Here is a 26,591-nt window from a genome sequence, read left to right on the forward strand (position 1 = left end):
GGGATCGCGATGAACAGCGTGCTCGCGTTCCTGCGCCAGCCCCCTCCTCCACACCGGGAAGCGCGGCCGCGGCCGGCCGCGGCCCGCCGCGCGCCCCGTCGGCAGCGCCTGCTCGCCTGCGCTTCGGGCGGAGGCCATTGGATCGAGCTGCGCCGCCTGCGTCCGGCATTCGGCGGACTGGAGGTGACCTATGTCTCCACCCTGCCGACCTATGCGGAGACGGTGCCCGGCAACCGGTACCATTGCGTTCCGGACACCTCGCGCTTCGACCTCGCCAGCCTTGTTCCCAACATGCTGCGTGCCGCCTGGATCATCGCGCGCGAGCGTCCGGCCTTTGTGGTCACCACAGGATCGGCGCCGATGCTGGCCTTCGTGCTTCTCGGCCGGCTGAACGGTGCACGCACTTTGTGGATCGACAGCGTGGCAAATTCGGAACACCTGTCCACTTCCGGCCGGGTTGCCAAGCGTCTGGCGCATCGCTGCATCGCGCAGTGGCCGAACGTGGCCGCGGACGAGCGGATCGAGCATTGGGGTAGCGTGTTGTAGCGACGAGGCGACGCAGAAGGGCGACCAAAGCAGCGGCTCGCGCCCCTGCTACCTCGTTTGGATGATTGCCCCCAACGTGGATTAGCCTCAATCGATGAGGGTAGCCCACGGAGTTACACGTGCCTCCCGTTTCGATGTCAAAAGCAACAGGTCAGAACGCGGAACGAAGACGCCCGTCGCTGCGTCGCGGCATCTTCTTCGCCCTTCTGCTCAGCCTTCCTTGCTGGCTCTTCATGGGAGTTGTGCTGCTTCGGCGCGCCTGAGCGCCGCCCTGCACGCCGAGCTACAGCATCTTTCGACAATCCCGCCACTTCAACGCCAGCAAACCCGGTTTGCTGCGGGCGCTCACCATGGAATCAACATCGTGCCTGTAACACTGACAAGCCCTCTTCCCTCCCGCCGGAGCCGTCGCCGATGAGCGGGGGCAAGTCGACCGGGGCAGCCCCCGGCCTCCTCGCCCTCGGCATGAGCCGCCGGCGGGCACTGGCCTGGCTTTCGGGCAGCACGTCGCTGCTGCTGATCGGCTGCGGCGGATCGGAAGCGGGCTCCAAGGGGCTCGACGTCGTCTCCGGCGTCGGCGGCGCCTCCCCGACGCCCAGCCCGACGCCGAGCGCCACGGCCACCGCAGCGCCCTCACCGACCCCAAGCGGAGCCGGCCCCGCACTTTCGTCTCGCCAGCTGCTGCGCAAGGGCGTGTCGTTCTCCACCATCGAGGGCTCGGCCGATACGCTGCCGGGCACCCTCGCCGGCCATGTGTTCGTCACGCCGCAAAGCCACTTCACCTATTACGCGGCCAAAGGCTTCGATCACATCCGCCTCGAGGGAAGCTGGGAGCGTCTTCAGCCGCGCCTCTTCGGCCCACTGGGAGAGCAGCTGCTCGATCATTACAGCGACGCGCAGAACCCGTTACGCAATCCCGTCAATCTCGTGCGCCACTATCTTGATCGCGCGCAGGCGGCGGGGCTCAAGGTTCTGCTGGATCTCTGCCACAATTATGGCGAGCGCTATGTCGGCTATAACGGCAATTGGGCGAACAAGCGCAAGGCGCAACTCGGCTCCGCCGACGTGCCGTTTGCCGCCTTTGCCGATTATTGCGCAAGGCTGGTGACCGAGTTCGGTGCCCACCCCGCCGTGCTGGGCATCGAGCTGATGAACGAACCGCACGACCTGGCAGTCGGCGAGGCCGGCTGGCGCGAAGCATGCCAGCAGGCGATCAACGCCATTCGCAAGGTCAACGCGACCCTCCCCATCTTCATCGACGGTTATGGATGGGCAAGCGCGGAATATTGGCCGAGCCGCAATCCGACGATCCATACGCTGGCCGACCCTTCCGACCGGCTCTACTGGAGCGCGCACCAGTATTTCGATGCGAACTCCAGCGGCATCTATGGCGGCGGCAGCGAGGCCGCGCCGTCGAACGCGCAGCTGGGCGTGCAGCGGCTTCAGCCGTTCATCGACTGGCTGCGGCAGCGCGGCTTTTCCGATCGCGGCCATGTCGGCGAATTCGGCGCACCGGACCGGCCCGAATGGCAGCCTGTGATGGGGAACTTCATCGCCAAGGCGGCGGGCGCCGGCTTGCCGCTCACCATCCACCAGGACGTGCCATACACCAACGATCCGTACACGATGAACCTGTTCCCGCAGACCAACGCGTCCGGCGCGATCGTCGGGGCAGACCGGTTCGCCGTCACGAAACTGGCAGCGCAAGCGTATTGATCGGCCGCGCCGCCGGGACGACGACGGCGGCTGGCTCGGCGGCGGGCGACAGGATTGTCGTGCGCGCGCAGTCCGGGAGCAGGTGGCGCCGCGCCCGCTCCCAGGCAGCGCGGGCCTTGCGCGCCCCGAAGTCGACCGTTCGGAACAGCCGGCTGGTGCGGTGTACGGCAAATCGTGTCCGCACGGTCGCACCGAAACTCGTGTAGAAGGCCACGCTGCCCGGTGTGCCGATCCCGCCGAAATCGAACACCCGGTTGGCACGGCTCGCACGGGCCAGCGACTCCCAGATGAGCCAGCTGACGCAGCCGGCATGCGAGCCAGGGTCGCGGGTGGTCAGCAGGAGGTACTCACGGGACATGTCCCACACACAGACCGAGGCTGCGACGACGCGCCCCTGCAGGTCGGCGATGGCGTCGATCCGGCACTGTCCGTGCTCCACCGCGGCCTGCATCACGGGGACACCCGTTTGCCGCCACATGTAATTGTACCCGCGGCCCTGCGCGTGCAGGTTCCTGTCGTACAGCCGGACAAAGGACCCGGGCTCCAGCGACACGAGGCGGTGGGTTTCACGGGCGCGACGGATCACGTTGCGCGTCTTGTCCCGCAGCGATTTCCAGAGTTCGGGCTCCGGCGCCGGCTCCACGTCCATCGTGAACTGTGCTTCGCTGGCGAAATCGCGATACGCGAAGGCCAGAGCGTCGGGCACGTCGCTGTGCAGGCACTGGTGGAAGCGGTCGCACGTCGGCAATTGCCGGATCAGGTCGGCCGTGATCGAACGTTGCGATTGCGCCATCTGCGCGGGCTTGGCGAGCGGCGGCGCGATGGCCGGCCCCAGATACGGCGTGAGTTCCGGCATCACGCATTCGAGCAGCCCGAAATGGCGACGCCGCAGATAGGGTAGCCGACCCACCACGACGTTGCCGGAGCGCACCTCCACCTGTTCGATCCGCCCGCCCGACGCCGCCTGGAGCCACCAATCCTCATGAAAGATGGTAGGCGTCAAAGGTGCATGCACGCCCACCCGGCGCGTGGCCGGGTCGAACAGACCTTCCAATACGGCCACCCTCCCCTCCCGATTGCCCGCGATGCCCGCTCAATGCGGTATCAGTCGCCCGTCACCGCGATCAGGACAATTAGCCATGTCGGCATCATCCGTTTGAGTTGGCGCCAAGCATAGATTGGCGATGACGCAGGCGATATCATTGCTCGGAAGATCAGCCGCTGGCACCCAGCCCGCCTTTACCAGCTGCAGAACCGTGCTCCAGCCGAAGACCGCCGCATCATCATCACTGATCGCCGCCATGCACAGCCGGCGAACGAAATCCTGAATGACGATGTCTGAGGTGGTGAGGATATACTGAAGAAAGTCGTAATTAGGAAGTGCCATGGACCTATTCTGAATGGGAGTGGACGCGACCTGTTTTGAGGCGATGATTGCAACAACGAACGGAGCGGGATTGACATCAGTGAGGCACCGCATCGATCCGGTGAACGATAGCACGAATCTGCTAGACCTGCCTTACTGCAAAGGGGGTAGTCATTCTTTGTGAGATCTCGGCAAATCGGCTGGATCTTGCTGTGTTGAAATGAAAACCACATTGAGATTGCCGCTCGACATGTTCGGCATCGCCACTTTGCCGCCATTCCCGATCGGACACGGCTTCGCCGCAGCGTCGCCCCACAGGAGTTGCCGTGACGCAAAACCATGATGCCGAGCGCGACCGGTCCGGCCCCCGCGCGGCGGTCGCCGCAGCCGCTCCGCCGACAGGACCACTGCCTCCCCCGTCGGAACAGGTCACAACCGACCGAGCAGAGGCGAGAGTGGCGGGCGACGTTCCTTCCGGCGCGCGCGCGGACGTGCGCGAGCGGCTCAAGGTGAATGCGTTGTGGGCCGTCTTCGGCCAGGGCAGCAGCCAGATCCTGTCGCTTTGCATCTTCCTGGTTCTTGCCCGCTACGTTTCCAAGGAGAGCTTCGGCCTCGTCGCCGTCAGTCTCGCCACCGTCGAATTGGTTCGCCGCCTTTTTCTGGACTCCGTGGCGACGGCGGTACTCGCCCAGGGTTCCCGTGATCCCGAGGAAAGGGATGCCATTTGTCTTGCGATCACGTCCGCAACCGGGCTCGTCGCGGCCGTGGCGGTGTTTGCCGGCGCCGACCTCCTCGCCGCGCTGCTGGACACGCCCGGCCTCGCCGGGGTGCTGCGGGTGTTCAGCGTCATCCTGCTGCTCATGGGACTGACGGCGACGCCGGGGATGCGGCTGGCAAGATCGATCCATTTCCGCTCGCTGGCGTTGCGCGCGCTGCTGTCCGTCTGTGCAGGCGGCGCGGTCGGCCTTACCCTGGCGCTGGCCGGATACGGCCTCGCCAGCCTGATCGCCCAGCAGCTCGCCATCAATCTCGTCAACTGCGCGACTTTATGGCTGGCGAGCGGATTCCGTCCGCGCGGCCGGCTGCGCTGGGCCACCGCCCGGCACATGCTGGAGCGCGCGCGCCACCTGTCGATCAGCGCGGCGTGGAACTTCCTGGCGGCGGACGTGGACCTGTTCCTGGCCACGGCCTTTTTCGGGCCGGCGGGCGCGGGGCTCTACAACGCCGCCAAGCGCATCCTGCTCGCCGCGAACATGATGCTCGTGGACGTGATTTCTAACCTCAGCATCGCAGCCTTTGCCAACATCAGCGAGGAAGATCAGCGGCGGGCCGGCTTTCTCGGTGCGCTGCGCTGGGCATTGCTGGTCACCGCGCCCGCCTTTGCCGGCCTGGCCGTGGTCGCCCATCCGGTCATCCGGCTGCTGATGGGAGAGACCTGGGAGGCAAGCGCCGCGGTGCTCTCGGCGCTCGCGGTCAGCGGCATCGCGCTGGCCCTCTCGCAGGTGGCCGGCGCGACGATGATCGCGGCGGACCGGCCGGACAGCGAGGCGAGGATCGCGATGTTCAGCGCGTTCTTCGTCTCGGCGGCATTGCTGTTGTTCGGGAGAGCGAGCCTGGAGGCCCTGGCGCTCACCTTTTCGCTGGCCACCGCAGTCGTGCTGCCGGCGCGCCTCTACCGGGCGAGCAGCATCGCGGGCGCGCGGCTGCCGGAGGTGCTTGCCCTTTGGCCGCCGCTCGCCGCCGCCGGGCTGATGGCGGGCGCCGTATGGATCGTGCAGCTGCAGATCCCGGCATCGGCCGGCCCGCTGGCGACGCTGATAGTGGGCGTGCTCACCGGGATCGTCACCTATGCCGCGTGCCTGCGGCTCCTGCTGCCGCGCGACGATCGCGCCCTGCTCCGCGCGATGGTCAGGACCGGCAGGAAGCGCGGACCCGCTGCATCGGTTCCGACAGGCACGGCACCGCTTACGTCCGCGGAGGCCTGAGCCGGACAGGCCCGGAGCGTCCGGCCGGCCTTGCGCTCAGCTTCCGGAAAGAAGGACCAGCGGAATCCGCAACACGCTGCGCACGTCCGCGGCGTCGTCGGTCGCGCCGACCTCGACCGACCAGTTGATGCTCGACCGATCCGTCACCCGGTACGTCACCCCGAACAGCAGGCGCCCGATCTGGAGGTCACGCGAGGTGTCCTCCAGGAACTCCGGACCGTTCGGGCTTGGTTCGAGAAGGCGCGTGCGGGTGCGCGTGCCGAATGCCCAGGCGTGGGCGTAACCGAAATTGACCGAAGTGCGTTCGTTCAAGGCGATGCCGATGCCGGCGCTGAACGACAAGGCGTCGCCCGGCTTCACATAGTCGATCCGCACGGGCGCGATCACCGCATCCACGCTGCGCCCGAAATTGCGGGTGTAGCCGATCGTGCCGAACAGCACCGCCGGGTCGCTGGGCAACACCGCCGTGACGCTGGGCGACACACCCCAGAACCCTGCCCCGGTTGCCGCCTGAAGCGCCGCGCCCGATCCGGTGCGGCGAACCGCGAACGGATTGGACCCGGTCGGCGCCACTACCTGAAGGTTTCCGACAAGGAAGGGCAGACCGGGCCGCCCCGTCAGGAACTGGTACCTCGCCGACAGCTCGACGTCGCCCAGGCCCCGCCCGCTGGCCGAGCTGTCGATCTCGCGCGCGGCGTCGTTGTTCGTGCTTCCTTGCACCGGCACGAGCACGCTGCGATCCCAGCGGGCGACCAACGGCACGCGCACCCCGATTTCCACCGCATCGGTAAGGCCGTAACGCAGGGACGCGGAGCTGGTGATGATGTCCTGCCGGTTCTCGTTGATGTTGAACTCGCCCACCAGCACCGACTCGACCACCTCGATCCCGCGGAACAGCGCGCGATTGCGGTCGGCCCGGGCGTAATCCACCTGGACCTCGGCCGTGAGCTGGCCACGGCGGGTCACGACGCTGCCCTCCTGACCCAGAACGGCGACTTCCGGCGGCCGATCGCTACCGGGAGGGGCCTTGCCCACGCGTTCGACAGGCGCAGCGGACAATGTGGACTGCTGAATGGTGGACGGATCGCCCGGCGTGCTGGCGGAGCTTTGCTGCGCCAGGGCGGCAGGGGGTGACCCGGAAGCAGGGAGGCCCGGCGCTCCGGCCTGCGCCATGCGCGCCTCCAGCGCCTGCAATCGCCGCTCCTGCGCCTCGATCTGGCGACGCTGCTCCGCGATCTGCGCGCGCGCCTGCTCCAGTTCGGCGCGCATCTGCCCGTTGGCGTCGCCCGCCCGCATCTGCGCCTGCACCGCTGCCGCCGGCGACGTCATCAATGCCGTCAGTGCGCAACACCCCACCCCCAAAAGCTTCATCGCATCAGTCCCCGCGTTGCATCGAGCGCCAACTCTCCCGCGCCCAGCCGCGCGCCGCCCAGCGTCAGCGGCGTCATCTGGGTGAGGTCGAGGTCAATGGAGGTGACGGTATCGATCGTCCGATCGCTCACGGTGTTGGCGATCGCCGTCGCGAAGGCCGGCCCCATCACGTGCGTCACGTCGATCCCGTCGCCGTGCAGGGAGACGTTGTTCCCGGAGGGCGCGAGCGACACCATCCCGGCCGGCGTCTGGATCGTCATGCCCGGTGCGAGCGACAAGGGCGCAACGACGCTCGCCTGCTCGCCTCCTGCCGCCGCCCCGACGTTCACCGCCACGGCGGGGGCGGCATAGGTAGGCATGATCGTGCGCATGCCGGACTGCCGGTCGAAGAGCACCGTTACGCCGTTCGCCGTCATGCCAGGCGCGTTGGCCGGCCTGTGCGGTGCGTCCGCATGCTCGCCGCTGCCGCCGAACACCGCCAGGTTCGCCCGGTCGGTGACGTTGAGCACGCTGCGGAGCACGAGCTGCCCGTCCACCAGGGTGTCGCTGGTCACCGACATGGCGATGGAGGCGCCGCTCGGCAGCAGGAACTTGCCCGTCATGCCGGCAAGCTCCTCGTCCGACAAAGGCACCGCCTCCCAGGCATCTACCGGTGCGGCGGCAAGCAGGAGAGCGAACAGCGCTGCATGGGGCATCAGAAGTCTCGATAGAAGGGGGCGCTCAGCGAAAGCGCCTGGGTGCTGAGGGGATCGAGAAAGGGGGCATCGCCGGGCACGCGAGCGAGCAATCGCCATTGATCGATGCCGTTGAAGGTCCGCTGCCCCACCTCGGCCTGCGAGTTGAGGACGAAATAGACCCCGTTCCACATCTCCTCGAACTTCGCCCGTGGCAGGCGGTGCAGCCCGGTGGAGGGATCGCCCACCAGTACATCGGTCGGGCCGACGCCCTTCAGCACGATGAAATGGCGATATTCGCGAACGGTGACGAGGACGATGCCCGGTAACCCGCGCCCGCGGATCGCGTCCAGCGACACCTTGTAGCCGTCCGCGCGCAGCCCGGAGGTGGCGAGATAGCGCTTCATGTCGAGCAGGGAGAAGCCCACCTGGCGGATCTGCGCCTGGTTGCCGTCGCGCCACATGCCCATGAACACGTCGGTTTCCGATCGCGGCATGCCGTAATGATAGCGGAGCAAGGTCGCGAGCGCGGCCGAGCCGCAGCTGAAGTCGTATTGCTGGCGCACCACCGTGTTGAACTTGCGGGCGAGCATGGAGGCGACCGGGACGGAATAGCCGCTGCCCAGCGCCGAAGAGGTCACGAACTGCGGATTGCCGCCGGACACCTTGGGCGAGCAGCCGCCCAGGCTGAGCACCAGCGCCGGCAGCATACCCGCAAGCCGCATCACGGGCGCGGCGCCAGGTTCACGGTGACGTTCATTGCGGAGTTGATGGCAACGTTGTTGCCGCTGTTCGCGCTGATCACCGCCAAGCCTTGCAGGTTCTGGAAGGCATTCCCGTCGATCACGATGTTGCCCGTGACCGATTGGCCGCTGACGCTGTTGCCGCTGACGGTGTTGCGCTGGTCGGCGATCGCGATCTGCGCCCCGGTATCCTCCCGCCCGGCGATGCGGCCGAGCGCGCCGTCATCCACCGCGGCCGCGTCCGAGAACGGATCGGCCTTGGAAGCGGCCTCCGCCGCAGGCACCGCAGCGATGCTCTGCGCGGCGGCGGGAGTGCCGATCAGGCAGGAAAGGAGCGCGATCACGGGGGGTTTCATGGCTCTTGTTCCTCGAACTGGAGCAGCGCGGCGAAATGGTGCCGGGGCGACGCCCCGACACCATCCTGTCCGCTCAGCGGCTGGTGACGTCGCCCGTGGACACCGCGACGCTGACGTTCGCGTTCTGCGACGCGCCCGCACCGGTGTTCATGTTGAGCGACTGCATGCCGGCGAAGTTCTGGAACGCCGTGTCTCCGGTGGTCATGCTGTTGTTGGTGGTCGCTTCCTGGCCGGCCGTGCCGGAGAAGCTGACCTTCACGCCCGAGACGTAATTCGACAGCGTGGACGCCGCAACCACGGCGCCATCGCCGAAGGTCGGGCTGGTGATCACGGCAGCATCACCCGCGGTTTCCGTCGTGGTGTTGAAGCTGGCGTTGTTCGAGCGATCGGAATTGTCGGCCACCTCGCTGTTGTTGGTGGTGATGTCGCCGATCGTCGTCGAGCTGTCGCGCTGGTCGTTGGAGTTGTTGGTCGTGTTGTTGTTGGTGGTGTTGATGTTGTCGCCGTTCTGGCCGCCGCTCATCGAGTTGTCGGCGAGCGACACGTCGCCCACGGTCACCGAATTGTCGCGCTGGTCGTTGGCGTTGTTGTTGGTGGTGGTCGTCGTCGAGTTGCTGCCGTTCTGGCCACCCACCGAGTTGTCGGTGTTGCCGCCATTGTAGCTGCCTTCGTTGCCGGTATCGGCAACCGCCACGTCCACGTCTCCGACCGTCGTGGAATTGTCGCGCTCGTCGGTCGAATTCGTGGTGGTGTTGTTCGTGGTGGTGTTGATGTTGTCGCCGTTGCGACCACCGCTCATCGAATTGTCGGTGTTGTAGCTGCCCTCGTTGCCGGTGTCGGCAACCGCCACGTCGACATCGCCGACCGTGGTGGAGTTGTCGCGCTGGTCATTCGAATTGGTGGTGTTCGTCGCGGTGTTGATGTTGTCGCCGTTCTGGCCGCCGCTGCGCGTGTTGTCCGCGAGCGAGACGTCGCCTACGGTCACCGAATTGTCGCGCTGGTCGTTGGCGTTGTTGTTGGTCACGTTGGTGGTGCTCGACGCGTTGTACGAGTCCTCGTTACCGGCGCCGGATACCGCCACGTCGATGTCGCCGAGCGTGGTGGAATTGTCCCGCTGGTCGTTGGCGTTGCTGGTGTTCGAGTTGTTGCCGTTCTGGCCGCCGCTCATCGAATTGTCGGTGGTGGTGACATCACGCACGGTGCTGTTGCCGTTGTTGCGGACATCGCCCACCGCCAGGCTGCCATCGGAAGCGGCGGACGCGGACGTGCCGGCGGCGGAGCGCTGGGTCGTCTGGGCGTGCGCGCTCGTCGCCGCGAGCACCGCCGCCACGGACGTTGTCACAATCAGCTTCGTCTTCATTGCTTCGATCCTTTTATAAAGCCGAGGCCATGATCGCGGCATGAGCGCCGCTCCTCCCGGGCGGCCTTGTTCATATGGGATTAATGTCGGACCCGGCCCACCCGGCGGGGAGAAATCGCCGCACCGGATGAAGGTCGATCCACTCCCGGATGGGTAGGCGGGCGAGGATCGGCACGACGGCGTTCCGCTCAGGCCGCGCTGAACAGGTGATCGCCCTGGATCACGCCCTGGTGCCGCACGATCAGTTGCAGGAGCGATGCCTGGCGGTTGGTGCCCGTCTTGGCGAACACCTGCTTCAGATAGGCACGCGCCGTGTCGATCTTGACCTTCATCCGCGAGGCGGTGTCCGCAACGCTCAACCCGGCGGCAAGGTGGCAGACAAGCTGCACTTCCACCGGCGACAGCGCATAAGCCTGGCAGATCGCCTCGACGCCGTGGTTCAGTTGTTCCCCGTCGGGCTGGACGCAGACGATGGCGGCTGCCTTGTCCGGGAGCATGCCCGGCGCGCCCCGATCGACGGGCGCGATCGTAACGGCGAGCCGCCGCTCGCCACCGGACACCGGCAACAGCAGGAGCATGGCTGCCGAGCGTGCAGCGGACGGACCGGCGTGTGCAGCGTCGACCACGCAGTCAACCGCGGTTTCGAACCGCACGGCCTCCTTGTAGCCCAGGGGCCGCAACTTCGCCCGGCTGAGTTGCAGCCCCGCCTTGCGCTCGAGCAGCAGGTGCGCGCTCCTGTTGGCGAACAGGACGGTGTGGTCGCGGCGAAGGACGAACACCGCGCCGTCCTGCTGATCCAGTGCGGCCGCCACGGCCCGGGCGCGGGTGCGCTCCTCCGCAAGGTCCATCAGCATGGCGGCATGCGCCGCCAGCATGGAGACGAACGCCGGCATCTGCACGATCAGGGCGCTCCGGATGCTGCCGATCGGCACGGCGAAGGAGAGCACGGCCCAGACATCGAATTCGCGCCGTTCGATTAGCTTGACCAGGGCGGCCGTCTCGTGCCCGCGATCGAACCACCGCAGCTCCCGCAACGCGACGAAGCCGTGCTCGTCCGCGGAAAGGAGCGTCTCCTCCCCCTCCGCTTCGTCCGAGCTGGACGTGATGGTTTCCAGCGTTCCATCCTGCACGGAACGGGAGAGGATCGTGATGCCACTTGCCTGCATCACGGCGGAAAGCGCCTGCAGCGCCTGCTGCTCCGGCCTGGAAACGAGACGATCCCTGGCGATCGGCGGCAGACTGGCGGGGACCTTGGCCGGCGGAACCAAGGTCACAACCGGGTTGCTGGTGATCCCTGCCATGCTTCTCCCCCGTTTGCCGTGTTGACCCGGCCTTGCTTCTCTCGACGGTTCCCCGAACACCTGTGCCAGGCGTTCTGTATTTTTCAGGATTCGCGGTGGCTGTTTGCCACAAAGCGCGGCGGTTGCTCTGGCCAATTAAGGAGTATTCGACCCCGAAACCCCCTGCCCCGAAGATGTACCCATGACGGCCGGACCGAGTCGCTTTAAGCGGCGCCAAAGGCCACGGACGGAAAGCTTCGCCTCTTCGGGTCGCTATCAGCCGGTCAGCCGCAAGTCTTGGCCCGGTGAGGCGGCGGGGCCCGCAGCAGGCTATCGAATCAGCCGGCCCGGTCGATCCGATGGAGCGGTTGTCGAGCGTTGGGCACCGAACGGCGGGCCGGAACGCTCGACGCCACGCCCGAAGCTTGGCTCATCGACGCACGGTCGAGATAATGGGCAGCAAGTATCTGATGCGACCAGGCGGCGCATTGGTCGCCCGCGGCGCGTGCCATCCTCAGTTCCGTTTGCGCACGGCCCAGGAAATACTGCTCGTCACTCATCGGCATGGAAGACCTTTCCCAGGCCTTCGCTACGTCTTCTCTGCCAGGGCCGCCATCACGTAAGTTACTCCTACCCCGCCAGTATCAAACCCTGGGCAGCAGCCGACATGCGGAACGCACGTACCGGCATGATCTGCGGACGAGCTTTTCCGCCCCGGCGTGCCGCTCGCCGAAACCGGGGTGACCGGCCGCACGTTGCGGGCGCGATGAGTTTACAGCCGCAAGCGACCGTCACCGGTGAGGAACGCGAGCATGGCCTGCGCCTGCTCGTCCTGGAGGCCGCCTTTTCCGGCGGCACGGCCGCGCTGACCACCGGCGTCATCTTGACGGCATTCGCGCTGCACCTTGGCGCGTCGAACGTGATGGTGGGCGTCCTGGCCAGCGTGCCGTTCCTGACCCAGCTGGTCCAGCTCCCCGCCATCGGCATGGTCGAGCGGTGGCGCACCCGCAAGCGGATCGCGGTGCTCACCAGCCTGGCCGGACGCGCGATGCTGGGAGTGATGGCCGCGCTGGCCTTCTTCGCCGGCACCGGCCCGCTGTTGATCTTCCTTGTGGCGCAGCTGATCCTGTGCGGCTTGGGCGCGATCGGCGCCTGCGCCTGGAACGCCTGGATGCGGGACCTCGCGCCCGAGGAAAGGCTGGGCGCGGTTTTTGCCCGGCGATCGATCTGGCTGACGGGCATCAGCCTCGTCCTGGGATTGGCGGCGGCCCTCGCATTGGACCTCACGCCCGCCGGCTCGTTTGGGCGCGATCTCGTCTTTGCGGGCATGTTTGCGGCCGGCTGTGTTACCGGCCTTGTCAGCGCCCGCATCGTCGCGGCGATGCCGGAGCCGCTGATGCCGCCGGCGACGGGGCCGATCAGACTGCTCGAACTGCTGCGTCAGCCGCTTGGCGACCTGAACTTCGCCCGCCTGCTCGTCTTTGTGGCCAGCTGGCAGTTCGCGGTGAACTTCGCAACGCCCTTCTTCACCGTGTTCATCGTCCGCCAGCTGCACTTCAACATCAGCTTCGTCATGGTGTTGAGCGTCGTCAGTCAGGTGGCCAACATCCTGGCATTGCGCCTCTGGGGGACGTTGAGCGACCGTTTCGCCAACAAGTCGGTGCTGGCGGTCTGCGCCCCGGCCTATATCCTGGCAATCGTGGCGATGATCGGCGCGTCGCAGATCGGCGACCGCTCGCTCGTGAAGCTGTGGCTGGTGCTGCTGCATGGAGTGATGGGCGCGACGATTGCCGGCGTGACGCTGACCAGCACCAACATCGCCCTCAAATTGTCGCCCAAGGGATCGGCCACCGCCTATGTCGCCACCAACGCCCTGGTGACGGCGATCGCCGCCGGGCTGGCACCGATCCTCGGCGGCCTGCTCGCGCAGGTGTTCGCGGTGCGCCAGTTCGAGGTGATCGTCCGCTGGACGGAGCCGGGCGGCAGCTTCGTGCTGCCGGTCGTGCTGGCGCAATGGGATTTCTACTTCCTCATCGCCGGCCTGATCGGGACCTATGCGATCCACCGGCTGTCGCTGGTCGAGGAACATGGCGAGATCGAGCGGCGCGAGATGATGGGACAGGTGCTGGCGGAGGCGCGGCGCACGATCCGCAACATCTCCAGCGTCGCCGGCCTGCGCGCCGCAACGGATTTGCCGGTGTCCCTCCTGCGGGATGCGCGCCTGCGCAAACGCCTGCGCCGCGCGCAGGAAGCGAAGGCACGGCGCCGGCGCCCGACCTCCTAGCGTCCGCGGTGTGGCGGCAGGGTAAGGTGCCAGTGGATGGCCGCCGCGCGCGCCGCGAAGCCGACAAGGAAACCGAAGAGCGCAGGCCCCGGCGCGGCCAGCCCGAAGCCGGCAAGCGAGACAAACGTGGCCGCCGCGATCAGAGCGGCGGTGACGTAGAGTTCGTGGCGCATCATCACCGAAGGCGCCCCGGCGATCACGTCCCGCATGACGCCGCCGACGCAGGCTGTCGCGACTCCGGCGGCTATCGCAGGAACCGGATGCACGCCCGCACCGAGCGCCTTTGCCGCACCGTAAACGGCATAGGCCGCCAGTCCGACCGCATCGAACCAGTCGAGCGCGCGCTCGGGCCACCAGCGAAGCGGAACGCACCAGGTTGCGATGGCGACCACCACGCACAGGATCACCGGCGCGGGGCTCGTCATCCAGAAGACGGGCGTGCCGATCAGCACGTCGCGCAGCGTCCCGCCGCCCGTCGCCGTGACGAGGGCGAAGAAACACGCGCCGACGAAATCGAGCCGGCGGCGTGCCGCAGCGAGCGCGCCGCTGACGGCAAACACGGACAAGCCGGCGATATCCAGCCAGGGGAGCGCAGCAGAAAGCGAGAACGGCATGCAGCCGGCTTAGCGTCGCGGAACGCGGCTGTCCTCCGTCGACGGCCGATCGCACCATGCCGGCGCGATGATCACGGCCGCGCCCGCTTCATTCCGGCAATCAGAGCGAAGATCGCCAAGCTGCACCGGCAAGCGCCGCTTTACCGCCCGAGCGCCGCCATCTGCGGGGCGGCATAGCGCGTGCCCGTCGCAGCACCCGGCGGCATGATCCGGTCGATGCGCGCCCGGTCGTCCTCGCTGAGCGTCACTTCCAGCGCGCCGACATTCTCCTCCAGATACTTGCGGCGCTTGGTGCCCGGGATCGGCACGATGTCGCTGCCCTGGGCCAGCACCCAGGCAAGGGCGAGCTGGGCCGGAGTGCAGCCTTTCTCCTGCGCCATGTTCCCGATCTCCTGCACGAGCTCGAGGTTCTTCGCGAAGGCCTCGCCCTGGAAGCGCGGGCTGTTGCGCCGGTAATCGTCGGCCGGGATGTCGTCGGGCGTGCGGAACTGGCCGGTCAGGAAACCCCGCCCGAGCGGGCTGTAAGGCACGAAGCCGATGCCGAGCTCGCGAACGGTGGGCAGGATCTCGTCTTCCGGATCGCGGCTCCAAAGCGAATATTCGGTCTGCAGCGCGGTGATCGGGTGCACCGCATGCGCGCGGCGGATGGTCTCCGGGCCGGCTTCCGACAGGCCGAGATACTTCACCTTGCCTGCCGCCACGAGCTCGACCATGGCGCCAACCGTTTCCTCGATCGGCACATCCGGATCGACGCGGTGCTGGTAATAGAGATCGAACACGTCGAGTCCCGTGCGCTTCAGGCTGGCGTCACAGGCCTGGCGGACATAGTCGGGCCGGCCGTTGATACCCTGAAAGCTCCCGTCCGCCCCCCGCACGTTGCCGAACTTGGTGGCGACGATGATCCACTCGCGCCGCTCCCGCACCACGCGGCCGACCAGTTCCTCGTTGCGGCCAACGCCGTACATGTCGGCCGTATCCAGGAAGGTGACGCCGAGATCGATCGCGCGGTTGATCGTGGCGACCGATTCCGCGTCGTCCCGTCCGGAATAGAATTCGGACATGCCCATGCAGCCGAGGCCGAGAGCGGACACTTCGAGCCCTTGCGAGCCGAGCTTGCGCATTTCCATTGCCGGACATCCTGTCTGGAGAAACCGATTGCCGGAAAGCGGTTGAAGCTGACTGCGGTTCCCCGCGGCGCGAACGGTTGCAGTACCGCCCCGGGGCGAGGGCAGGAACTCTGCAGATCAGCACATGCGGGTAGGGTCTGCCGCATGGACGCGCTGCGATCTCCTCATCCGCCGCCGCTGCCTTAGGCAGGGCGACTCGCTGCTGGCGGAATATCGCGGCGACTCCGAATGGGGCGTGCCCGAGCATGATGGCCGGGCTTCTCTGAGAGAAGCTGATGCTGGACGGCTATCAGGCCGGACTTGCTTGAATTACCAGCCTGCGCAAGCGGGGAGGCCTTTAGCGCTGCCTTTGCGCCTTGATCGGTGCGCGTCGCCGCTTTCGATGCCGGGGATAGCGCATCGTCAGGCACAGCGTTGGTCGAGCGGCGCGGGCAGTCGCTTATGCTACGTTGCCCGGAGGGGCGACGGCGAGCGACTAGACGACGCGATCAGATCAACGCGTAAATCGCCGCCCACAATCCAGCGGCGGCGAGCACGACCAGCAATCGGGCTCCCGCTCGCTTGCGGTCGGCCACGGGAGCAGGCCGACGTGCCTCCCCGCCGAAATCGCCGATAAGGACGCCCGGGGAGGAGAACGCATCCACAAGCTGGGCAGTCGTGAGCGGACGATCGAACGCGCAGCCATACAGCGTGCGCTCGTGCCGGATGATCGTGCCGGGAACACTTCCACTGCCCGACAGGCCCACGGTGACAGGCGTGCCGACGGCAAAGCTCTGTTCCGAAGTGAACGACAGCCCGGAGGCGGAAAGGTCGTGGACGACGACGTCGTGAGATACGCCAGCGGTGCTGCGCACGGTGCTGGAACAGCGCACTTCCCCCCGCTCCGCACTGCGGCGGTCAAAGTCAACGGTAATCGAGGCCAGGGCCGAGCGCATCGCGTATCCTTCTGCAACCGAAGCAGATTTAGGGCGTTGGGAGTGACTGAATTGCTAATGCCGGCTGTTCAGGAACGAATTTGCAGCACCGCACGGTGGCCGAGCGTCAATTTTTTTACAATTGCGCTCGTTAACCAACTTGCGTTGCAAATCGTCCTGAGCATAATCGGCAATAGAAAATAACAGGAGAGAGAGGTCGAATGGCTTACTTTGTCAGCTTCGAGCTGCGCCACCATAACGTCGTCGGTAGCCCTCGCCTGCTGGACGCGAGCAAGTTCGCGTCGGCCGGCAACCGCAGCCTTGAGGCTTTCCGCCGGGTGGCGATCCTCGCTGCTCCGGTCAGCGCCCTGCTCTGGGCCGGCGTGTTCCTCGTCGTGAGATGACCGCGTCGGCGGCTCGCGACGATGAAAGGGTCAGCGCGAGCCGCGGGCCAGCAGCACGGCGGGCACGGTCAGTACGATGATCTTCAGGTACAGGCCGAACGTCAGCGATCGCGCATAGGCGATATCCAACGCGATTCGCCGACGATAGCTCGTGTCGCTGCGACCGCTGATCTGCCACAGGCCAGTGACGCCGGGGCGGATCGCCATATAATCCGCAGCATATCGGCCATACCGCTCCAGTTCCGCCTGAACCACGGGACGGGGCCCGACAAGGCTCATGTCGCCGCGGAGCACGTTCCAGAGCTGGGGCAGCTCGTCCAGGCTGGACAGGCGCAAAAAGCGACCCAGCGGGTTGATGCGCGGATCGACGGACAGCTTGTGAAAGCGTGCCCATTCCGCCCGGGCCGCCTCGTCATGTTCCAGCAGGTGCTTCAGCCGCGCCTCGGCATCCACCACCATGGAGCGGAACTTGTAGCATTTGAACATGCGTCCCCCGCGGCCGACGCGCGAGTGGCCGAAGAAGATCGGCCCCGGATCGCCGATAAACACCGCAATGCCGACCAGCACCATGATCGGCCCGAAGAAGATCAAAGCGACCAGGGACAACACAACGTCGCAGGTGCGGATCAAGGCACCGCCTCGTACCGCCGCCAGCGGACCCTCGATCGAGTCCGGACCCGTTGGAGCCAAAGTGAATGCCGGCATAGCATGCCCCTGATTCTGCTCTACCGACATGACCCCGTGCCTGTTTGTCAGAGCGATGTGACGCCTTGTGGCGTTCGTTGGTTACACGAACGTTAGCATCGTCGCAAAGTTGATTACCGTGCGCCCACACGGAAGCTTCGCCGCTTCCTGCCCTGTTTCGGCACAGGCGCCCGCCCGCCCCCCGCGGTGCGATCGTCGGTACAGCACGTTGAACTCAGGGCATATATCATTTCTGTACAACGCCGCCGCGATCCTGGTTGAGGAGCGCATGCACGATCACGCGCGCCTGCTCGCGCCACGAATAACGCGCGGCGCGCCGGTAGCCATCCGCGACGAGTTGCGCGCGAAATGCCTCGTCGTGGACCACACGCCGGACCGCGCGCAGCATGTCCTCCGGGTCATGGGGGTCGCAATACGCCGCCGCCTCGCCACATCGTTCGCGCAGGGACGGGATCCCCGACGCGACCACCGGGCAGCCCAGGCTCATGGCCTCGACCGGCGGCAGGGGTGACGCTTCGTAGAAGGACGGGAAGATAAGACAGGCCGCATCGAGGTAGAGCCGGGCCAGGACGTCGATATCCTCAACCTGGCCGACCATGCGGATCAATGGGGCGACATCGGACGGGATGATGCCGTCGGGCGGCGCCAGGAAGTGGCCGGAAGCACCCACCAGCAGGGTGGGCAGCCCGTCCTCGCGCGCCAGCCGGATCGCCGTCGCCAGCACGCCGTCGAAATTCTTCCGCCGCGAAAATGAGCCGACATAGAGTGCGTATTCGCGCCGGCGAGCGCTGTCCGTGGCAAAGCGCGCGACATGGTCGTCGCGCCAGCCGCCGTTCTGGGCAACCACGATGCGTGACCGGCTGGCCGGCACCAGGCTGGACAACATCGCCTTCTCCGTCGCCGACACGGTGAAGATCGGATCGCTTCGTCGCAGCAGCAGCGGCATGAGCAGCGAATGGCCCAGGCGATAGCGCCGGGTGTAAGCGTCGGGAAACAGCCGATAGGAAAGGTCGTGCATCATCAGCGCGACGGGCACGCCGCCGAGCAGCGACGCGATCGGCGCCGTGTTGCCCATGCATAGCAGACGCGCATCGCCGACATGACGCGGCAGCACCGTTTGCTCCCAAAGGTGGCCGCTGCTAGCGCCGACCCTCTCCACCTCCACCGCCTCGAGCTCCATGTCGGTGAAGTCCGCCAACTGCTCGCAGACCAGCCGCACGCGCATGTCGACCTCGCCGCGCGCGACCATGCGGTCGATTTCGCGCGTCAGTTCACGGGCAACCCGCTGAACGCCGGTTGTCGGCTGCGTGAGGAAGCGGCCGTTGATGACAAGATGGTATCGATCGACCGCCACATGCTCCCCCTGGCAGCGGTCGCTTAGCAAGCAATTGATCGTTGCAGAACGGTCAATCGCGCGCGGATGCGCAATGTCCCGCTCTCGCACGAAGGTATGGCTCGGGGGGTTGGCCGCCCGCAGCAAGAGCCGGTCGACGCATCGGGCGAGAACACGTCGAATAAAGCGATCCCGGTCCTGGTCGCGACCGTCGGACGTGCGCCGATGAACCCCGAGGCGATATCGCTTCTGTCAGCACAGACACGCCGGCCCGATGGCGTGCTGGTCGTCCCGATCGGCCTGGGGGCGTCGCGGATGTGGAAGAGGCTCCGATCCGTCCCGAAATCGCGTTTGCCGAGCGCGGCCTGTGCCGCCAGCGCAACCGCGCGCCCGACCTGCTGGCCCGACTCGGCCGCGACCTCCGATCCGCCGCATCGCGGCTTGGCCGATGTCGCCCAGCCTTTCGCTTTCGCACCGGGAGAGCGCTCAGGCGCATGGCGGTTCCGACCATGTGAGTGGAACCTTCCGCCCAATTCATACTGGCGCGCTGGGTATTCACCTCGGCGCAGAAGCGATTGCCCTGGAAACTGATCGGCATAGCTTCCTCTTCCGGGAGGCGTGGCTATGCGGCGTGCCCTCCCTAGAGCGCCGCGGGCCACTCCTTCCGCCATCTTGTGGAGAGAGACGATGGGCAGCTTTCCCCCGTTCGAAGCGGTGCAGCCGACGATCTTGACCGTGCCCGGCCTCGGCGGCTCCGGGCCTTCGCACTGGCAGACCTTGTGGGAACAGGCCCGGCCCGACACGGTGCGGGTGGAGCTCGGCATGTGGCACACGCCGCATCGCAATGGCTGGGTCACGAAGCTCGACCAGGCGATCCGCGGGGCGCAGGCGCCGGTGATCCTTGTCGCGCACAGCCTCGGCTGCCTGGCGGTTGCCTGGTGGGCGCAGATGAGCCCGCAGCCGTTCGGCTGGCCGGTCGCCGGCGCGCTGCTGGTGGCGCCGGCCGACGTGGATCGGGAGAATGCGCCCGACGAGCTGCGCGGCTTCGCCCCCACGCCCGCTGCACCGCTGCCGTTCGCCTCGGTGCTGGTGGCGAGCCGGGACGATCCCTGGATCGCCATCGACCGGGCGCGAAGCCTGGCGGCGGGCTGGGGCAGCCACTTCGTTGACGCCGGTGCGCAAGGCCATCTCAATGCCGCAAGCGGGCTCGGCAGGTGGGCGGAAGGCAGCGAGCTCCTGGAACGGGTCATCCATGCATCGGGGGACGGCCATGGCAGCCCGCGCACTCCCGGCGAGGCGCGTGCGCTGCTGGCGGTGCCTGCGGCGGCTGCGGCGCCCTCTCCTCATCTCCGTCGCTGATCTCTCAGGGCTGTTGCCTCTTACGGTCGCCTGCGCCACCGTCCCCGACATGGCGGCGCGCGACACGGTGATCTTCGATTTCGGCGGGGTGATAACCTCGTCGCCGTTTGAGGCTTTCAACAGGCTCGAAGCACAGCGCGGGCTGCCCCACGGCCTTATCCGCAGGATCAACGCGGCGGAACCGGACACCAATGCCTGGGCCCGGTTCGAACGCGCCGAAATCGACGCGGGTGCTTTCGATGCGCTGTTTGCCGCAGAAGCGCGCGCGCTGGGACACGAACTGGCCGGCCGCGACGTGATCGCTCTGCTCGGCGGCGACATCCGCCCGCGCATGGTGGCGGCGCTCGACTGGCTGACGGCGCACGGCTTCACCCTCGCCTGCATCACCAACAACGTCCCTGCGGGCTACGGCGCCCAGATGTCGACGGACGAGGAACGCGCCGAGGCCACCCGCGCGGTTCTCGATCGGTTTTCCCATGTGGTGGAAAGCAGCAAGGTCCGCCTACGCAAGCCCGATCCGCGCATCTATGCTCTGGCGTGCGAGACGCTCGGCAAGGCACCCGGACACTGCGTGTACCTCGATGACCTCGGCATCAACTGCAAGCCGGCGGCGGCCATGGGGATGGCGGCGATCAAGGTCACGGGTGCGGACCAGGCGCTCGCCGAACTGGAGCGGGCGCTGGACCTGCCGGCCGGCACCTTGCCCTGACATGGCGGACGTCCGTTGGCGAAAGGTGCACGAGCTTACCCCGTGGGACGCTATGCCCTTTTCCGCATGCGCAATGCGGAGCTTTGCGAGGTGCCGGCGTGGGGGCGGATTGGCAGGCCCGCTTTGCTCGGCTCCGGCCGGCGCCAATCCCATCGCACGTGCGAGCCGAGGTCGCAGACGGCATGATCCTGCTGCACCCGGAACGTCCATGCTCCCAGCTCCAGTTGGGCATCCTGGCGGCCTCGCTCGCCAACCTGCGCGTGACCAACCCGCGGGATGGCTTCGATCTGCGCATGCCTTTGCGCCTGTCGCCGTTGATCGGAGCGGATGCCTTTACCAAGCCCAACAGCTGGCGCAGCCGAAGATGGCGCGTGCCGCTCGAACTCGCACGGGAGGCGCAGCCCTATCCGGCCGGCTGGGACGGATTGGCGGCGTTGCTCGCCGGCGAGCCGCAAAGGCTGTTCACCGGCGCCGAGATCGCGCAAATGGCGGGCCGCACGATCGCCGCGACACTGACGGGCGCGGCGGCGGACGATTTCTGGCGGGCGAACCGATGACACATAGACCTTTATTGGCGGCCGCGGTCGCGCTCCTGCTGTCAGCCTGCGCGGCGCCGGGCCCGGTCAAGACGGCGATGTCGGCCGGACCTGCCCCGGCGGGCGGCCCGGAGCCTGCGGCGCCCTTCCAATATCTCTATGGATCGGGCGAAGCCGCGGCGATCAGCGTGCAGGCGTATCGCCTGCTCGGCTTCGTTGCCGCCAACGAAAGCGCGCGCGAAGGCGGCAACAGCGCGGTGCTCGCGTCCACGGCCACGCTCGCCGCACCGCAATGGGTGCCGTGCGGCAACAAGCCGCATGCGGTCGTCTTCGATGCAGACGAAACCCTGATCCTCAATCTCGGCATCGAGGAACTGGCCGCGCGCCGCCCGGGGCCGTTCGACGCGGCGCAGTGGGACCGGTGGGAGAAGACCGGCGGCAATGCCGTGGTTGCCGTTCCCGGCGCGGTCGAGGCCGTGGCGGCGATCCGCCGCGCAGGGGCGACGGTGGTGGTCAACTCGAACCGGGACACGAAGAACGCCGCCGCCACCGTTGCCGCGCTGAAGGCAGCGGGATTGGGCGACTTCGTTCCGGGCCAGACCCTGTTCCTGAAGGGCGATGTGGCGCCCGGCTCCGCCAAGGACCCGCGCCGTGCGGCGATCGCCGCCCGTTTTTGCGTGGTGGCGATGGCGGGCGACCAGCTTGGCGACTTTTCCGATCAGTTCAACGCCATAGCCTTGCCGGTTGCGCGGCGCGCAGCGGTGCAGACGCCGGCCATCGCGGCAATGTGGGGCACGCGCTGGTTCATGCTCCCCAATCCGATCTATGGCCCGCAGTTGAAGGGCGGCTATCACGAGGTGTTCCCGGCCAACCGGCGCTGGGCCGATCCGGAGGCAGGAAAATGAGCGACCATCCCCGCGCCATCTTGCTCGACCCAGGGCTGCCGCTCGGCTCGGAAGCAGCCGAGGTCGCCCGCGTGTGGATCAACGACGAGGGCCGCGCGAGCGTGCTGATTGCCGCCTACCTCCTCGACGATCCGGCGATCTTCGGACGGTTGATGTCCGATGTCGTCCGCCATGCCGCGGTCGCCTATGCCGGCACCTGGGACGGCGACGAACGCGACATGCTGCAGGCGATCGTAGGCGGCCTGAGCGACGGTTTGCGCGATCAGGACGGCGACATCGTCACCATGCAGGACGGGGGAGCGAGCTAGGGCGTGTACTCATGACCGGCAATGGTCGTGATCGCCCGGGAAGGGCCGCCCACGAGGAGCGTAGCGCCGTCGCGTAGCTGCAGCTACGCGCAAGCAAGCGACGCTGTTCGGCGGCCCTTCTCGGGCGACCGCTGCGCGGCGGGCCGATGCCGGTTATGAACACACGCGCTGAACGACAGAAGATTTCACGCGAGGCAATGTTTACTATGCTTTGCGTGCGCGGATGAACGCGCTAAGGGGTGCGCCATCATGGCCTCCCGTCCCCTCACCCTGTACGAGAAAATCTGGAATGCGCACGTCGTGGAGCAGCGTCCCGACGGCACGTCACTCCTTTATATCGACCGGCATCTCATCCATGAAGTGACCAGTCCGCAGGCGTTTGCCAGCCTGCGCGCGGCAGGGCGCCGGGTGCGCCGGCCGGACCTCACCCTGGCGGTGCCGGACCACAATCTGCCCACCACCGCGCGGATGGACGCAGCCGGGCGCCGTCTGCCGATCGCCGATCCGGAAAGCGCGCAGCAATTGGCGGCGCTGGCGGCGAACACCGCCGAGTTCGGCATCCGCTATATCGACGAGGTCGCACCCGAACAGGGGATCGTCCATGTCGTCGGTCCGGAACAGGGCTTCACCCTGCCCGGCACCACCCTCGTCTGCGGCGACAGCCATACCTCGGCGCATGGCGCGCTGGGCGCACTGGCCTTTGGCATCGGCACGAGCGAGGTGGAACATGTGTTCGCCACGCAGACGCTGCTGCTGAAACAGTCTAGGACCATGGAAGTGCGGGTGGACGGCACGCTTGGCTTCGGCGTCAGCCCCAAGGACGTGATCCTGGCGATCATCGGCCGCATTGGCGCGGCGGGCGGCACCGGCTATGTGATCGAATATACCGGCGAGGTGATCCGCGCCATGTCGCTGGAAGGCCGCCTGACGGTGGCCAACATGTCGATCGAAGGCGGCGCCCGTGCCGGCCTGATCGCGCCGGACGAGACTACCTTTGCCTATCTCAAGGGCCGGCCGATGGCGCTGGCCGGCGAGGACTGGGACCAGGCCCTCGCCTGGTGGCGGACGCTGCCCAGCGACCCGGGCGCGCGCTACGATCACACGGTCATGCTGCATGCGGATGAGATCGCCCCCTCCCTGACCTGGGGTACCAGCCCGGAAGATGTGGTGCCGATCACCGGAAAGGTGCCCGATCCCGACGGTTTTGCCGATCCATCCAAGCGCGAGGCGGCGCGTAAGTCGCTGGACTATATGGGGCTGACCCCGGGCACGGCGATGCAGGACGTGCCGGTGGAACATGTGTTCATCGGCAGCTGCACCAACAGCCGCATCGAGGATCTGCGCGCCGCCGCGGCGGTGGCGAACGGGCGCCGGGTGCCCGACAGCGTGCGCGCCATGGTGGTGCCCGGCTCCGGCCTGGTGAAGCGCCAGGCGGAGGCGGAAGGACTGGACCGGATCTTCACCGCGGCCGGCTTCGAATGGCGCGAACCCGGCTGCTCCATGTGCCTAGCAATGAACCCGGACAAGGTGCCGGCGGGCGAAAGATGCGCTTCCACCTCGAACCGCAATTTCGTAGGGCGGCAGGGGCCGGGCGCACGAACCCACCTCGTCTCTCCCGCCATGGCGGCGGCGGCGGCGGTGACCGGGCGGCTGGCGGATGTTCGCGAACTGATGGGGTCTCAATCGCAATGAAGCGTGTACTTGTCCTGCTGGTGCTCGGCACCCTTGTCAGCGGCGTGGCCGCCTATGCCGCGACGAGCACGGCGAAGCCGCCCGTGCGGGCCAGCAAGTAGTCACAACCGTTTCGGGCTGAGCGAAGGTGAGGCCCCGCTCCGCTTAGCGAGCGACGGTTCTCGCCAACCTGCCCTCGGCCTTCGCTCAGGGCGAACGGGATGGATCGCATGAACCCCGTCACCACCGTCACCGGCACCGCCTATCCGTGGGGCGCGAAGAACGTCGATACCGACGTCATCATTCCCGCCCACTGGCTCAAGACCGTAACCCGCGAAGGGCTGGGCCGCGGCGCGTTCGAGACGGTGCGCGCCCAGCCCGGCAACCTGTTCGACGACGAACGCTTTGCCGGCTCGCCCATCCTGATCGCCGGCGACAATTTCGGGTGCGGCTCCAGCCGGGAACATGCCGCCTGGGCGCTGGGGGACATGGGCATCACGGCGGTGATCGCGCCCAGCTTTTCCGACATCTTCTCCGGCAATGCGTTCAAGAACGGCATCGTGCCGGTCGTCCTGCCGCAGGAGGCGGTGGACCGGCTGCTGGAGGTCGCCCGCACCGACCCGATCACCGTTGATCTCGAGACGATGACGGTCACCACGCCGTTTCAGGATCGTTTCGAATTCGCGCTCGATCCGTTCCGCCGCCAGTGCCTGATGGAAGGGCTGGACGAGGTGGGCCTGACACTGGCAAGGGATACCGCGATTTCGAATTACGAGGCCGGCGTCATGCAGCACCGGCCCTGGATGGCGGGAGAGCGGGCAAATGCGGGCATTGCTGTCGAAGGCACCGGGCGGACCTGAAACTCTGGTTCTGGAGGAGCTGCCCGATCCGGTCGCCGGGCCGGGCCAGTTGCTGGTGCAGGTTAAGGCCTGCTCGATCAACTATCCCGACGTTCTCATCATCGAGGACAAATACCAGTTCAAGCCGCCCCGCCCCTTCGCGCCGGGCGGCGAGATCGCCGGCGTGGTGGAAGCGATCGGCGACGGCGTGAGCGGCTGGCAGGTCGGTGACCGCGTGCTGGGCACGGTCGGCAACGGTGGCCTGTCCGAGAAGATGGCCGTCCCCGCCGCCGGCATGTACCGCCTGCCCGACGAACGCAGCTTCGCGGAGGGTGCCGCGCTGATCCTCACATATGGCACGAGCATCCACGCGCTGGTGGATCGCGGGCGTCTGAAGCCCGGGCAGACGCTGCTGGTACTGGGCGCAGCCGGCGGCGTGGGACTGGCCGCGATCGAGCTGGGCAAGGCCTTTGGCGCACGCGTGGTCGCCGCGGTGTCGTCCGAAGAAAAAGCCGCTGCGGCGCGTCAGTCCGGCGCGGACGAGGTGGTGATCTATGGCCGCGCGCCGTTCGACAAGGAGCAGTCCAAGGCCCTGGCGGAGCAGTTCAAGGCCGCGGTGGGCAAGAACGGCGCGGACGTGATCTACGATCCGGTGGGCGGCGACTATGCCGAGCCGGCGCTCCGCGCGATCGGCTGGGAGGGCCGCTACCTTGTGGTGGGCTTCCCCGCCGGAATCCCGCGGCTTCCCCTCAACCTTACCTTGCTGAAGAGCTGCGATGTCTGCGGCGTATTCTGGGGTGCGTTCGCAGCACGCGACCCGCAGGCGAACCGAGCGCATGTCGAACAGCTGTTCGCGTTCTGGCGGGAGGGCAAGATCGCGCCGCGGGTAACGGAAACCTTCCCGTTCGAGCGCGGGGGCGAGGCGATCGCCAAGATGGCCGCACGCGGCGCGATCGGGAAGCTCGTGGTGGAAGTCTCGGCCTAGGTTCCCTGACTGTCGTTCCGCCGTCCACCGCGCGACAGGCAATTGTACGTCTGGCGCGCAGGCCGGCGGACCCCGGACCAAGTCCGCGCGGCGCGTGGGCGTTCGGTATCCGACCGTTGCCATCGGCCCCTGCCCCTCCTATCTCCGCTGCCGACAAACGCTGGGGAGCCTGCATGACCACCTTCGAAGACCGCGAACGCGCTTTTGAGACCAAGTTTGCGCTCGACGAGGAGATGGCGTTCCGCGTCACGGCACGTCGCAACAAGCTGCTGGGCCAATGGGCGGCCGGGCTGATGTCGCTGACCCCGGAGGAAACCGACGCCTATGCAAAGGCGGTGGTGCAGGCTGAGTTCGAGGAAGCGGGCGACGAGGACGTGGTGCGCAAGCTGCTGGGCGATCTCACGGCGGCCAGTGTCGACATCGACGAGGCGGCCGTGCGTCGCGCGCTGGACGACCGGATGATCGAAGCGCGCCGGCAGCTCCTGGAGGCGAAGTAACCGC

General features: G+C 67.1%; 28 protein-coding genes. 14 read left to right on the forward strand and 14 right to left on the reverse strand.

Annotated elements, in window-relative coordinates; genetic code table 11:
• The first annotated feature begins 9 nt into the window (after positions 1–9).
• Entirely contained in the window at positions 10–546 is a 537-nt protein-coding gene (locus tag DVW87_RS00835) for a glycosyltransferase family protein (RefSeq protein WP_114685891.1), read from the forward strand.
• Positions 547–960: 414 nt separating this feature from the next.
• Positions 961–2,262: a glycoside hydrolase family 5 protein gene (locus DVW87_RS00840; RefSeq protein WP_114685892.1), complete on the forward strand. Its 1,302-nt coding sequence runs from the start codon at positions 961–963 to the stop codon at positions 2,260–2,262.
• On the opposite strand, the gene DVW87_RS00845 is transcribed toward DVW87_RS00840, so the two are convergent.
• Together DVW87_RS00845 and DVW87_RS17665 are read right to left on the reverse strand one after the other, a co-directional pair.
• Positions 2,234–3,325, reverse strand: a complete 1,092-nt coding sequence (locus DVW87_RS00845; RefSeq protein ID WP_147276169.1) for a GNAT family protein — start codon at positions 3,323–3,325, stop codon at positions 2,234–2,236. The two genes, DVW87_RS00840 and DVW87_RS00845, sit on opposite strands and share 29 nt — an antisense overlap.
• Positions 3,326–3,355: 30 nt before the next feature.
• Entirely contained in the window at positions 3,356–3,649 is a 294-nt protein-coding gene (locus DVW87_RS17665; protein ID WP_147276170.1) for a hypothetical protein, read from the reverse strand.
• A gap of 434 nt (positions 3,650–4,083) precedes the next feature.
• Here DVW87_RS17665 and DVW87_RS00850 point away from each other — a divergent pair, with 434 nt between their 5' ends.
• A complete protein-coding gene (locus tag DVW87_RS00850) occupies positions 4,084–5,613 on the forward strand; it encodes an oligosaccharide flippase family protein (protein ID WP_181814664.1) in 1,530 nt (509 codons plus the stop codon).
• Between the two features lie 36 nt (positions 5,614–5,649).
• Here the strand turns inward: DVW87_RS00850 and DVW87_RS00855 are convergent, their stop codons facing one another.
• The 7 genes from DVW87_RS00855 to DVW87_RS00885 form a co-directional block, all read right to left on the reverse strand.
• Positions 5,650–6,942 carry a transporter gene (locus tag DVW87_RS00855; protein ID WP_114685895.1) on the reverse strand — a complete coding sequence of 431 codons (1,293 nt, stop codon included), beginning with the start codon at positions 6,940–6,942 and terminating at the stop codon, positions 5,650–5,652.
• A 38-nt stretch (positions 6,943–6,980) separates the two neighbouring features.
• Complete coding sequence (locus tag DVW87_RS00860; RefSeq protein ID WP_114685896.1) at positions 6,981–7,679, reverse strand: hypothetical protein; 699 nt, start codon at positions 7,677–7,679, stop codon at positions 6,981–6,983.
• The gene (locus DVW87_RS00865) at positions 7,679–8,383 is read right to left on the reverse strand and encodes a C39 family peptidase (RefSeq protein WP_114685897.1); all 705 of its coding nucleotides are present in this window, start codon (positions 8,381–8,383) and stop codon (positions 7,679–7,681) included. Before DVW87_RS00865 ends, DVW87_RS00860 begins: the two co-directional genes overlap by 1 nt.
• Complete coding sequence (locus tag DVW87_RS00870; protein WP_114685898.1) at positions 8,383–8,757, reverse strand: hypothetical protein; 375 nt, start codon at positions 8,755–8,757, stop codon at positions 8,383–8,385. The genes DVW87_RS00865 and DVW87_RS00870 overlap by 1 nt, the downstream gene beginning before the upstream one ends.
• A gap of 73 nt (positions 8,758–8,830) precedes the next feature.
• Positions 8,831–10,117: a hypothetical protein gene (locus DVW87_RS00875; protein WP_114685899.1), complete on the reverse strand. Its 1,287-nt coding sequence runs from the start codon at positions 10,115–10,117 to the stop codon at positions 8,831–8,833.
• A gap of 188 nt (positions 10,118–10,305) precedes the next feature.
• On the reverse strand, positions 10,306–11,553 hold the full coding sequence (locus tag DVW87_RS00880; RefSeq protein WP_147276171.1) for a helix-turn-helix transcriptional regulator: 1,248 nt from the start codon (positions 11,551–11,553) through the stop codon (positions 10,306–10,308).
• Between the two features lie 182 nt (positions 11,554–11,735).
• Positions 11,736–11,963, reverse strand: a complete 228-nt coding sequence (locus tag DVW87_RS00885) for a hypothetical protein (protein WP_114685901.1) — start codon at positions 11,961–11,963, stop codon at positions 11,736–11,738.
• Positions 11,964–12,163: 200 nt separating this feature from the next.
• Here DVW87_RS00885 and DVW87_RS00890 point away from each other — a divergent pair, with 200 nt between their 5' ends.
• Positions 12,164–13,681 (forward strand): MFS transporter, encoded by a 1,518-nt coding sequence (locus tag DVW87_RS00890; RefSeq protein WP_181814665.1) that lies wholly within the window; start codon positions 12,164–12,166, stop codon positions 13,679–13,681.
• On the opposite strand, the gene DVW87_RS00895 is transcribed toward DVW87_RS00890, so the two are convergent.
• From DVW87_RS00895 to DVW87_RS00905, 3 genes are all read right to left on the reverse strand, one after another.
• A complete protein-coding gene (locus DVW87_RS00895; protein ID WP_114685903.1) occupies positions 13,678–14,295 on the reverse strand; it encodes a trimeric intracellular cation channel family protein in 618 nt (205 codons plus the stop codon). The two genes, DVW87_RS00890 and DVW87_RS00895, sit on opposite strands and share 4 nt — an antisense overlap.
• A 140-nt stretch (positions 14,296–14,435) precedes the next feature.
• Entirely contained in the window at positions 14,436–15,422 is a 987-nt protein-coding gene (locus DVW87_RS00900; protein WP_114685904.1) for an aldo/keto reductase, read from the reverse strand.
• A 488-nt stretch (positions 15,423–15,910) separates the two neighbouring features.
• Positions 15,911–16,357, reverse strand: coding sequence for a PilZ domain-containing protein (locus tag DVW87_RS00905; protein WP_114685905.1), 447 nt, complete (start codon positions 16,355–16,357; stop codon positions 15,911–15,913).
• A gap of 200 nt (positions 16,358–16,557) precedes the next feature.
• Here DVW87_RS00905 and DVW87_RS00910 point away from each other — a divergent pair, with 200 nt between their 5' ends.
• On the forward strand, positions 16,558–16,740 hold the full coding sequence (locus DVW87_RS00910) for a hypothetical protein (RefSeq protein WP_114685906.1): 183 nt from the start codon (positions 16,558–16,560) through the stop codon (positions 16,738–16,740).
• Positions 16,741–16,770: 30 nt separating this feature from the next.
• Here the strand turns inward: DVW87_RS00910 and DVW87_RS00915 are convergent, their stop codons facing one another.
• Positions 16,771–17,370 carry a sugar transferase gene (locus DVW87_RS00915; protein ID WP_239017702.1) on the reverse strand — a complete coding sequence of 200 codons (600 nt, stop codon included), beginning with the start codon at positions 17,368–17,370 and terminating at the stop codon, positions 16,771–16,773.
• A gap of 301 nt (positions 17,371–17,671) precedes the next feature.
• Positions 17,672–18,889 (reverse strand): glycosyltransferase family 4 protein, encoded by a 1,218-nt coding sequence (locus DVW87_RS00920; RefSeq protein ID WP_147276172.1) that lies wholly within the window; start codon positions 18,887–18,889, stop codon positions 17,672–17,674.
• 576 nt (positions 18,890–19,465) lie between these two features.
• On the opposite strand from DVW87_RS00920, the gene DVW87_RS00925 reads away from it, so the two are divergent.
• The 9 genes from DVW87_RS00925 (at position 19,466) to DVW87_RS00965 (ending at position 26,587) form a co-directional block, all read left to right on the forward strand.
• A complete protein-coding gene (locus tag DVW87_RS00925; RefSeq protein WP_114685909.1) occupies positions 19,466–20,137 on the forward strand; it encodes an RBBP9/YdeN family alpha/beta hydrolase in 672 nt (223 codons plus the stop codon).
• Positions 20,138–20,186: 49 nt separating this feature from the next.
• Complete coding sequence (locus DVW87_RS00930) at positions 20,187–20,846, forward strand: HAD-IA family hydrolase (RefSeq protein WP_114685910.1); 660 nt, start codon at positions 20,187–20,189, stop codon at positions 20,844–20,846.
• A 182-nt stretch (positions 20,847–21,028) separates the two neighbouring features.
• Complete coding sequence (locus DVW87_RS00935; protein WP_147276173.1) at positions 21,029–21,403, forward strand: hypothetical protein; 375 nt, start codon at positions 21,029–21,031, stop codon at positions 21,401–21,403.
• The gene (locus DVW87_RS00940) at positions 21,400–22,287 is read left to right on the forward strand and encodes an HAD family acid phosphatase (protein ID WP_114685912.1); all 888 of its coding nucleotides are present in this window, start codon (positions 21,400–21,402) and stop codon (positions 22,285–22,287) included. The genes DVW87_RS00935 and DVW87_RS00940 overlap by 4 nt, the downstream gene beginning before the upstream one ends.
• Positions 22,284–22,595 (forward strand): DUF5076 domain-containing protein, encoded by a 312-nt coding sequence (locus tag DVW87_RS00945; protein ID WP_114685913.1) that lies wholly within the window; start codon positions 22,284–22,286, stop codon positions 22,593–22,595. The genes DVW87_RS00940 and DVW87_RS00945 overlap by 4 nt, the downstream gene beginning before the upstream one ends.
• A 249-nt stretch (positions 22,596–22,844) precedes the next feature.
• Positions 22,845–24,287: a 3-isopropylmalate dehydratase large subunit gene (gene leuC / locus DVW87_RS00950; protein WP_114685914.1), complete on the forward strand. Its 1,443-nt coding sequence runs from the start codon at positions 22,845–22,847 to the stop codon at positions 24,285–24,287.
• Between the two features lie 209 nt (positions 24,288–24,496).
• Complete coding sequence (gene leuD, locus DVW87_RS00955) at positions 24,497–25,126, forward strand: 3-isopropylmalate dehydratase small subunit (protein WP_114686984.1); 630 nt, start codon at positions 24,497–24,499, stop codon at positions 25,124–25,126.
• Positions 25,089–26,090 (forward strand): NADPH:quinone oxidoreductase family protein, encoded by a 1,002-nt coding sequence (locus DVW87_RS00960; protein WP_181814666.1) that lies wholly within the window; start codon positions 25,089–25,091, stop codon positions 26,088–26,090. The genes leuD and DVW87_RS00960 overlap by 38 nt, the downstream gene beginning before the upstream one ends.
• Before the next feature lie 173 nt (positions 26,091–26,263).
• Positions 26,264–26,587, forward strand: a complete 324-nt coding sequence (locus DVW87_RS00965) for a DUF1476 domain-containing protein (RefSeq protein ID WP_114685916.1) — start codon at positions 26,264–26,266, stop codon at positions 26,585–26,587.
• Positions 26,588–26,591: the final 4 nt, after the last annotated feature.

Source organism: Sphingomonas aracearum, from assembly GCF_003345355.1.
Classification (GTDB): domain Bacteria; phylum Pseudomonadota; class Alphaproteobacteria; order Sphingomonadales; family Sphingomonadaceae; genus Sphingomonas; species Sphingomonas aracearum.

What these genes read in the sequence shown, in the direction of transcription:
- DVW87_RS00835 (WP_114685891.1), top strand. Translation starts at nt 10, where the DNA reads ATGAACAGCGTGCTCGCGTTCCTGCGCCAGCCCCCTCCTCCACACCGG.
- DVW87_RS00840 (WP_114685892.1), top strand. Translation starts at nt 961, where the DNA reads ATGAGCGGGGGCAAGTCGACCGGGGCAGCCCCCGGCCTCCTCGCCCTC.
- DVW87_RS17665 (WP_147276170.1), bottom strand. Translation starts at nt 3,649, where the DNA reads ATGGCACTTCCTAATTACGACTTTCTTCAGTATATCCTCACCACCTCA.
- DVW87_RS00855 (WP_114685895.1), bottom strand. Translation starts at nt 6,942, where the DNA reads ATGACGTCGCCGGCGGCAGCGGTGCAGGCGCAGATGCGGGCGGGCGAC.
- DVW87_RS00860 (WP_114685896.1), bottom strand. Translation starts at nt 7,679, where the DNA reads ATGCCCCATGCAGCGCTGTTCGCTCTCCTGCTTGCCGCCGCACCGGTA.
- DVW87_RS00865 (WP_114685897.1), bottom strand. Translation starts at nt 8,383, where the DNA reads ATGCGGCTTGCGGGTATGCTGCCGGCGCTGGTGCTCAGCCTGGGCGGC.
- DVW87_RS00870 (WP_114685898.1), bottom strand. Translation starts at nt 8,757, where the DNA reads ATGAAACCCCCCGTGATCGCGCTCCTTTCCTGCCTGATCGGCACTCCC.
- DVW87_RS00875 (WP_114685899.1), bottom strand. Translation starts at nt 10,117, where the DNA reads ATGAAGACGAAGCTGATTGTGACAACGTCCGTGGCGGCGGTGCTCGCG.
- DVW87_RS00885 (WP_114685901.1), bottom strand. Translation starts at nt 11,963, where the DNA reads ATGCCGATGAGTGACGAGCAGTATTTCCTGGGCCGTGCGCAAACGGAA.
- DVW87_RS00890 (WP_181814665.1), top strand. Translation starts at nt 12,164, where the DNA reads ATGAGTTTACAGCCGCAAGCGACCGTCACCGGTGAGGAACGCGAGCAT.
- DVW87_RS00895 (WP_114685903.1), bottom strand. Translation starts at nt 14,295, where the DNA reads ATGCCGTTCTCGCTTTCTGCTGCGCTCCCCTGGCTGGATATCGCCGGC.
- DVW87_RS00900 (WP_114685904.1), bottom strand. Translation starts at nt 15,422, where the DNA reads ATGGAAATGCGCAAGCTCGGCTCGCAAGGGCTCGAAGTGTCCGCTCTC.
- DVW87_RS00905 (WP_114685905.1), bottom strand. Translation starts at nt 16,357, where the DNA reads ATGCGCTCGGCCCTGGCCTCGATTACCGTTGACTTTGACCGCCGCAGT.
- DVW87_RS00910 (WP_114685906.1), top strand. Translation starts at nt 16,558, where the DNA reads ATGGCTTACTTTGTCAGCTTCGAGCTGCGCCACCATAACGTCGTCGGT.
- DVW87_RS00925 (WP_114685909.1), top strand. Translation starts at nt 19,466, where the DNA reads ATGGGCAGCTTTCCCCCGTTCGAAGCGGTGCAGCCGACGATCTTGACC.
- DVW87_RS00930 (WP_114685910.1), top strand. Translation starts at nt 20,187, where the DNA reads ATGGCGGCGCGCGACACGGTGATCTTCGATTTCGGCGGGGTGATAACC.
- DVW87_RS00935 (WP_147276173.1), top strand. Translation starts at nt 21,029, where the DNA reads ATGATCCTGCTGCACCCGGAACGTCCATGCTCCCAGCTCCAGTTGGGC.
- DVW87_RS00940 (WP_114685912.1), top strand. Translation starts at nt 21,400, where the DNA reads ATGACACATAGACCTTTATTGGCGGCCGCGGTCGCGCTCCTGCTGTCA.
- DVW87_RS00945 (WP_114685913.1), top strand. Translation starts at nt 22,284, where the DNA reads ATGAGCGACCATCCCCGCGCCATCTTGCTCGACCCAGGGCTGCCGCTC.
- leuC (WP_114685914.1), top strand. Translation starts at nt 22,845, where the DNA reads ATGGCCTCCCGTCCCCTCACCCTGTACGAGAAAATCTGGAATGCGCAC.
- leuD (WP_114686984.1), top strand. Translation starts at nt 24,497, where the DNA reads ATGAACCCCGTCACCACCGTCACCGGCACCGCCTATCCGTGGGGCGCG.
- DVW87_RS00960 (WP_181814666.1), top strand. Translation starts at nt 25,089, where the DNA reads ATGCGGGCATTGCTGTCGAAGGCACCGGGCGGACCTGAAACTCTGGTT.
- DVW87_RS00965 (WP_114685916.1), top strand. Translation starts at nt 26,264, where the DNA reads ATGACCACCTTCGAAGACCGCGAACGCGCTTTTGAGACCAAGTTTGCG.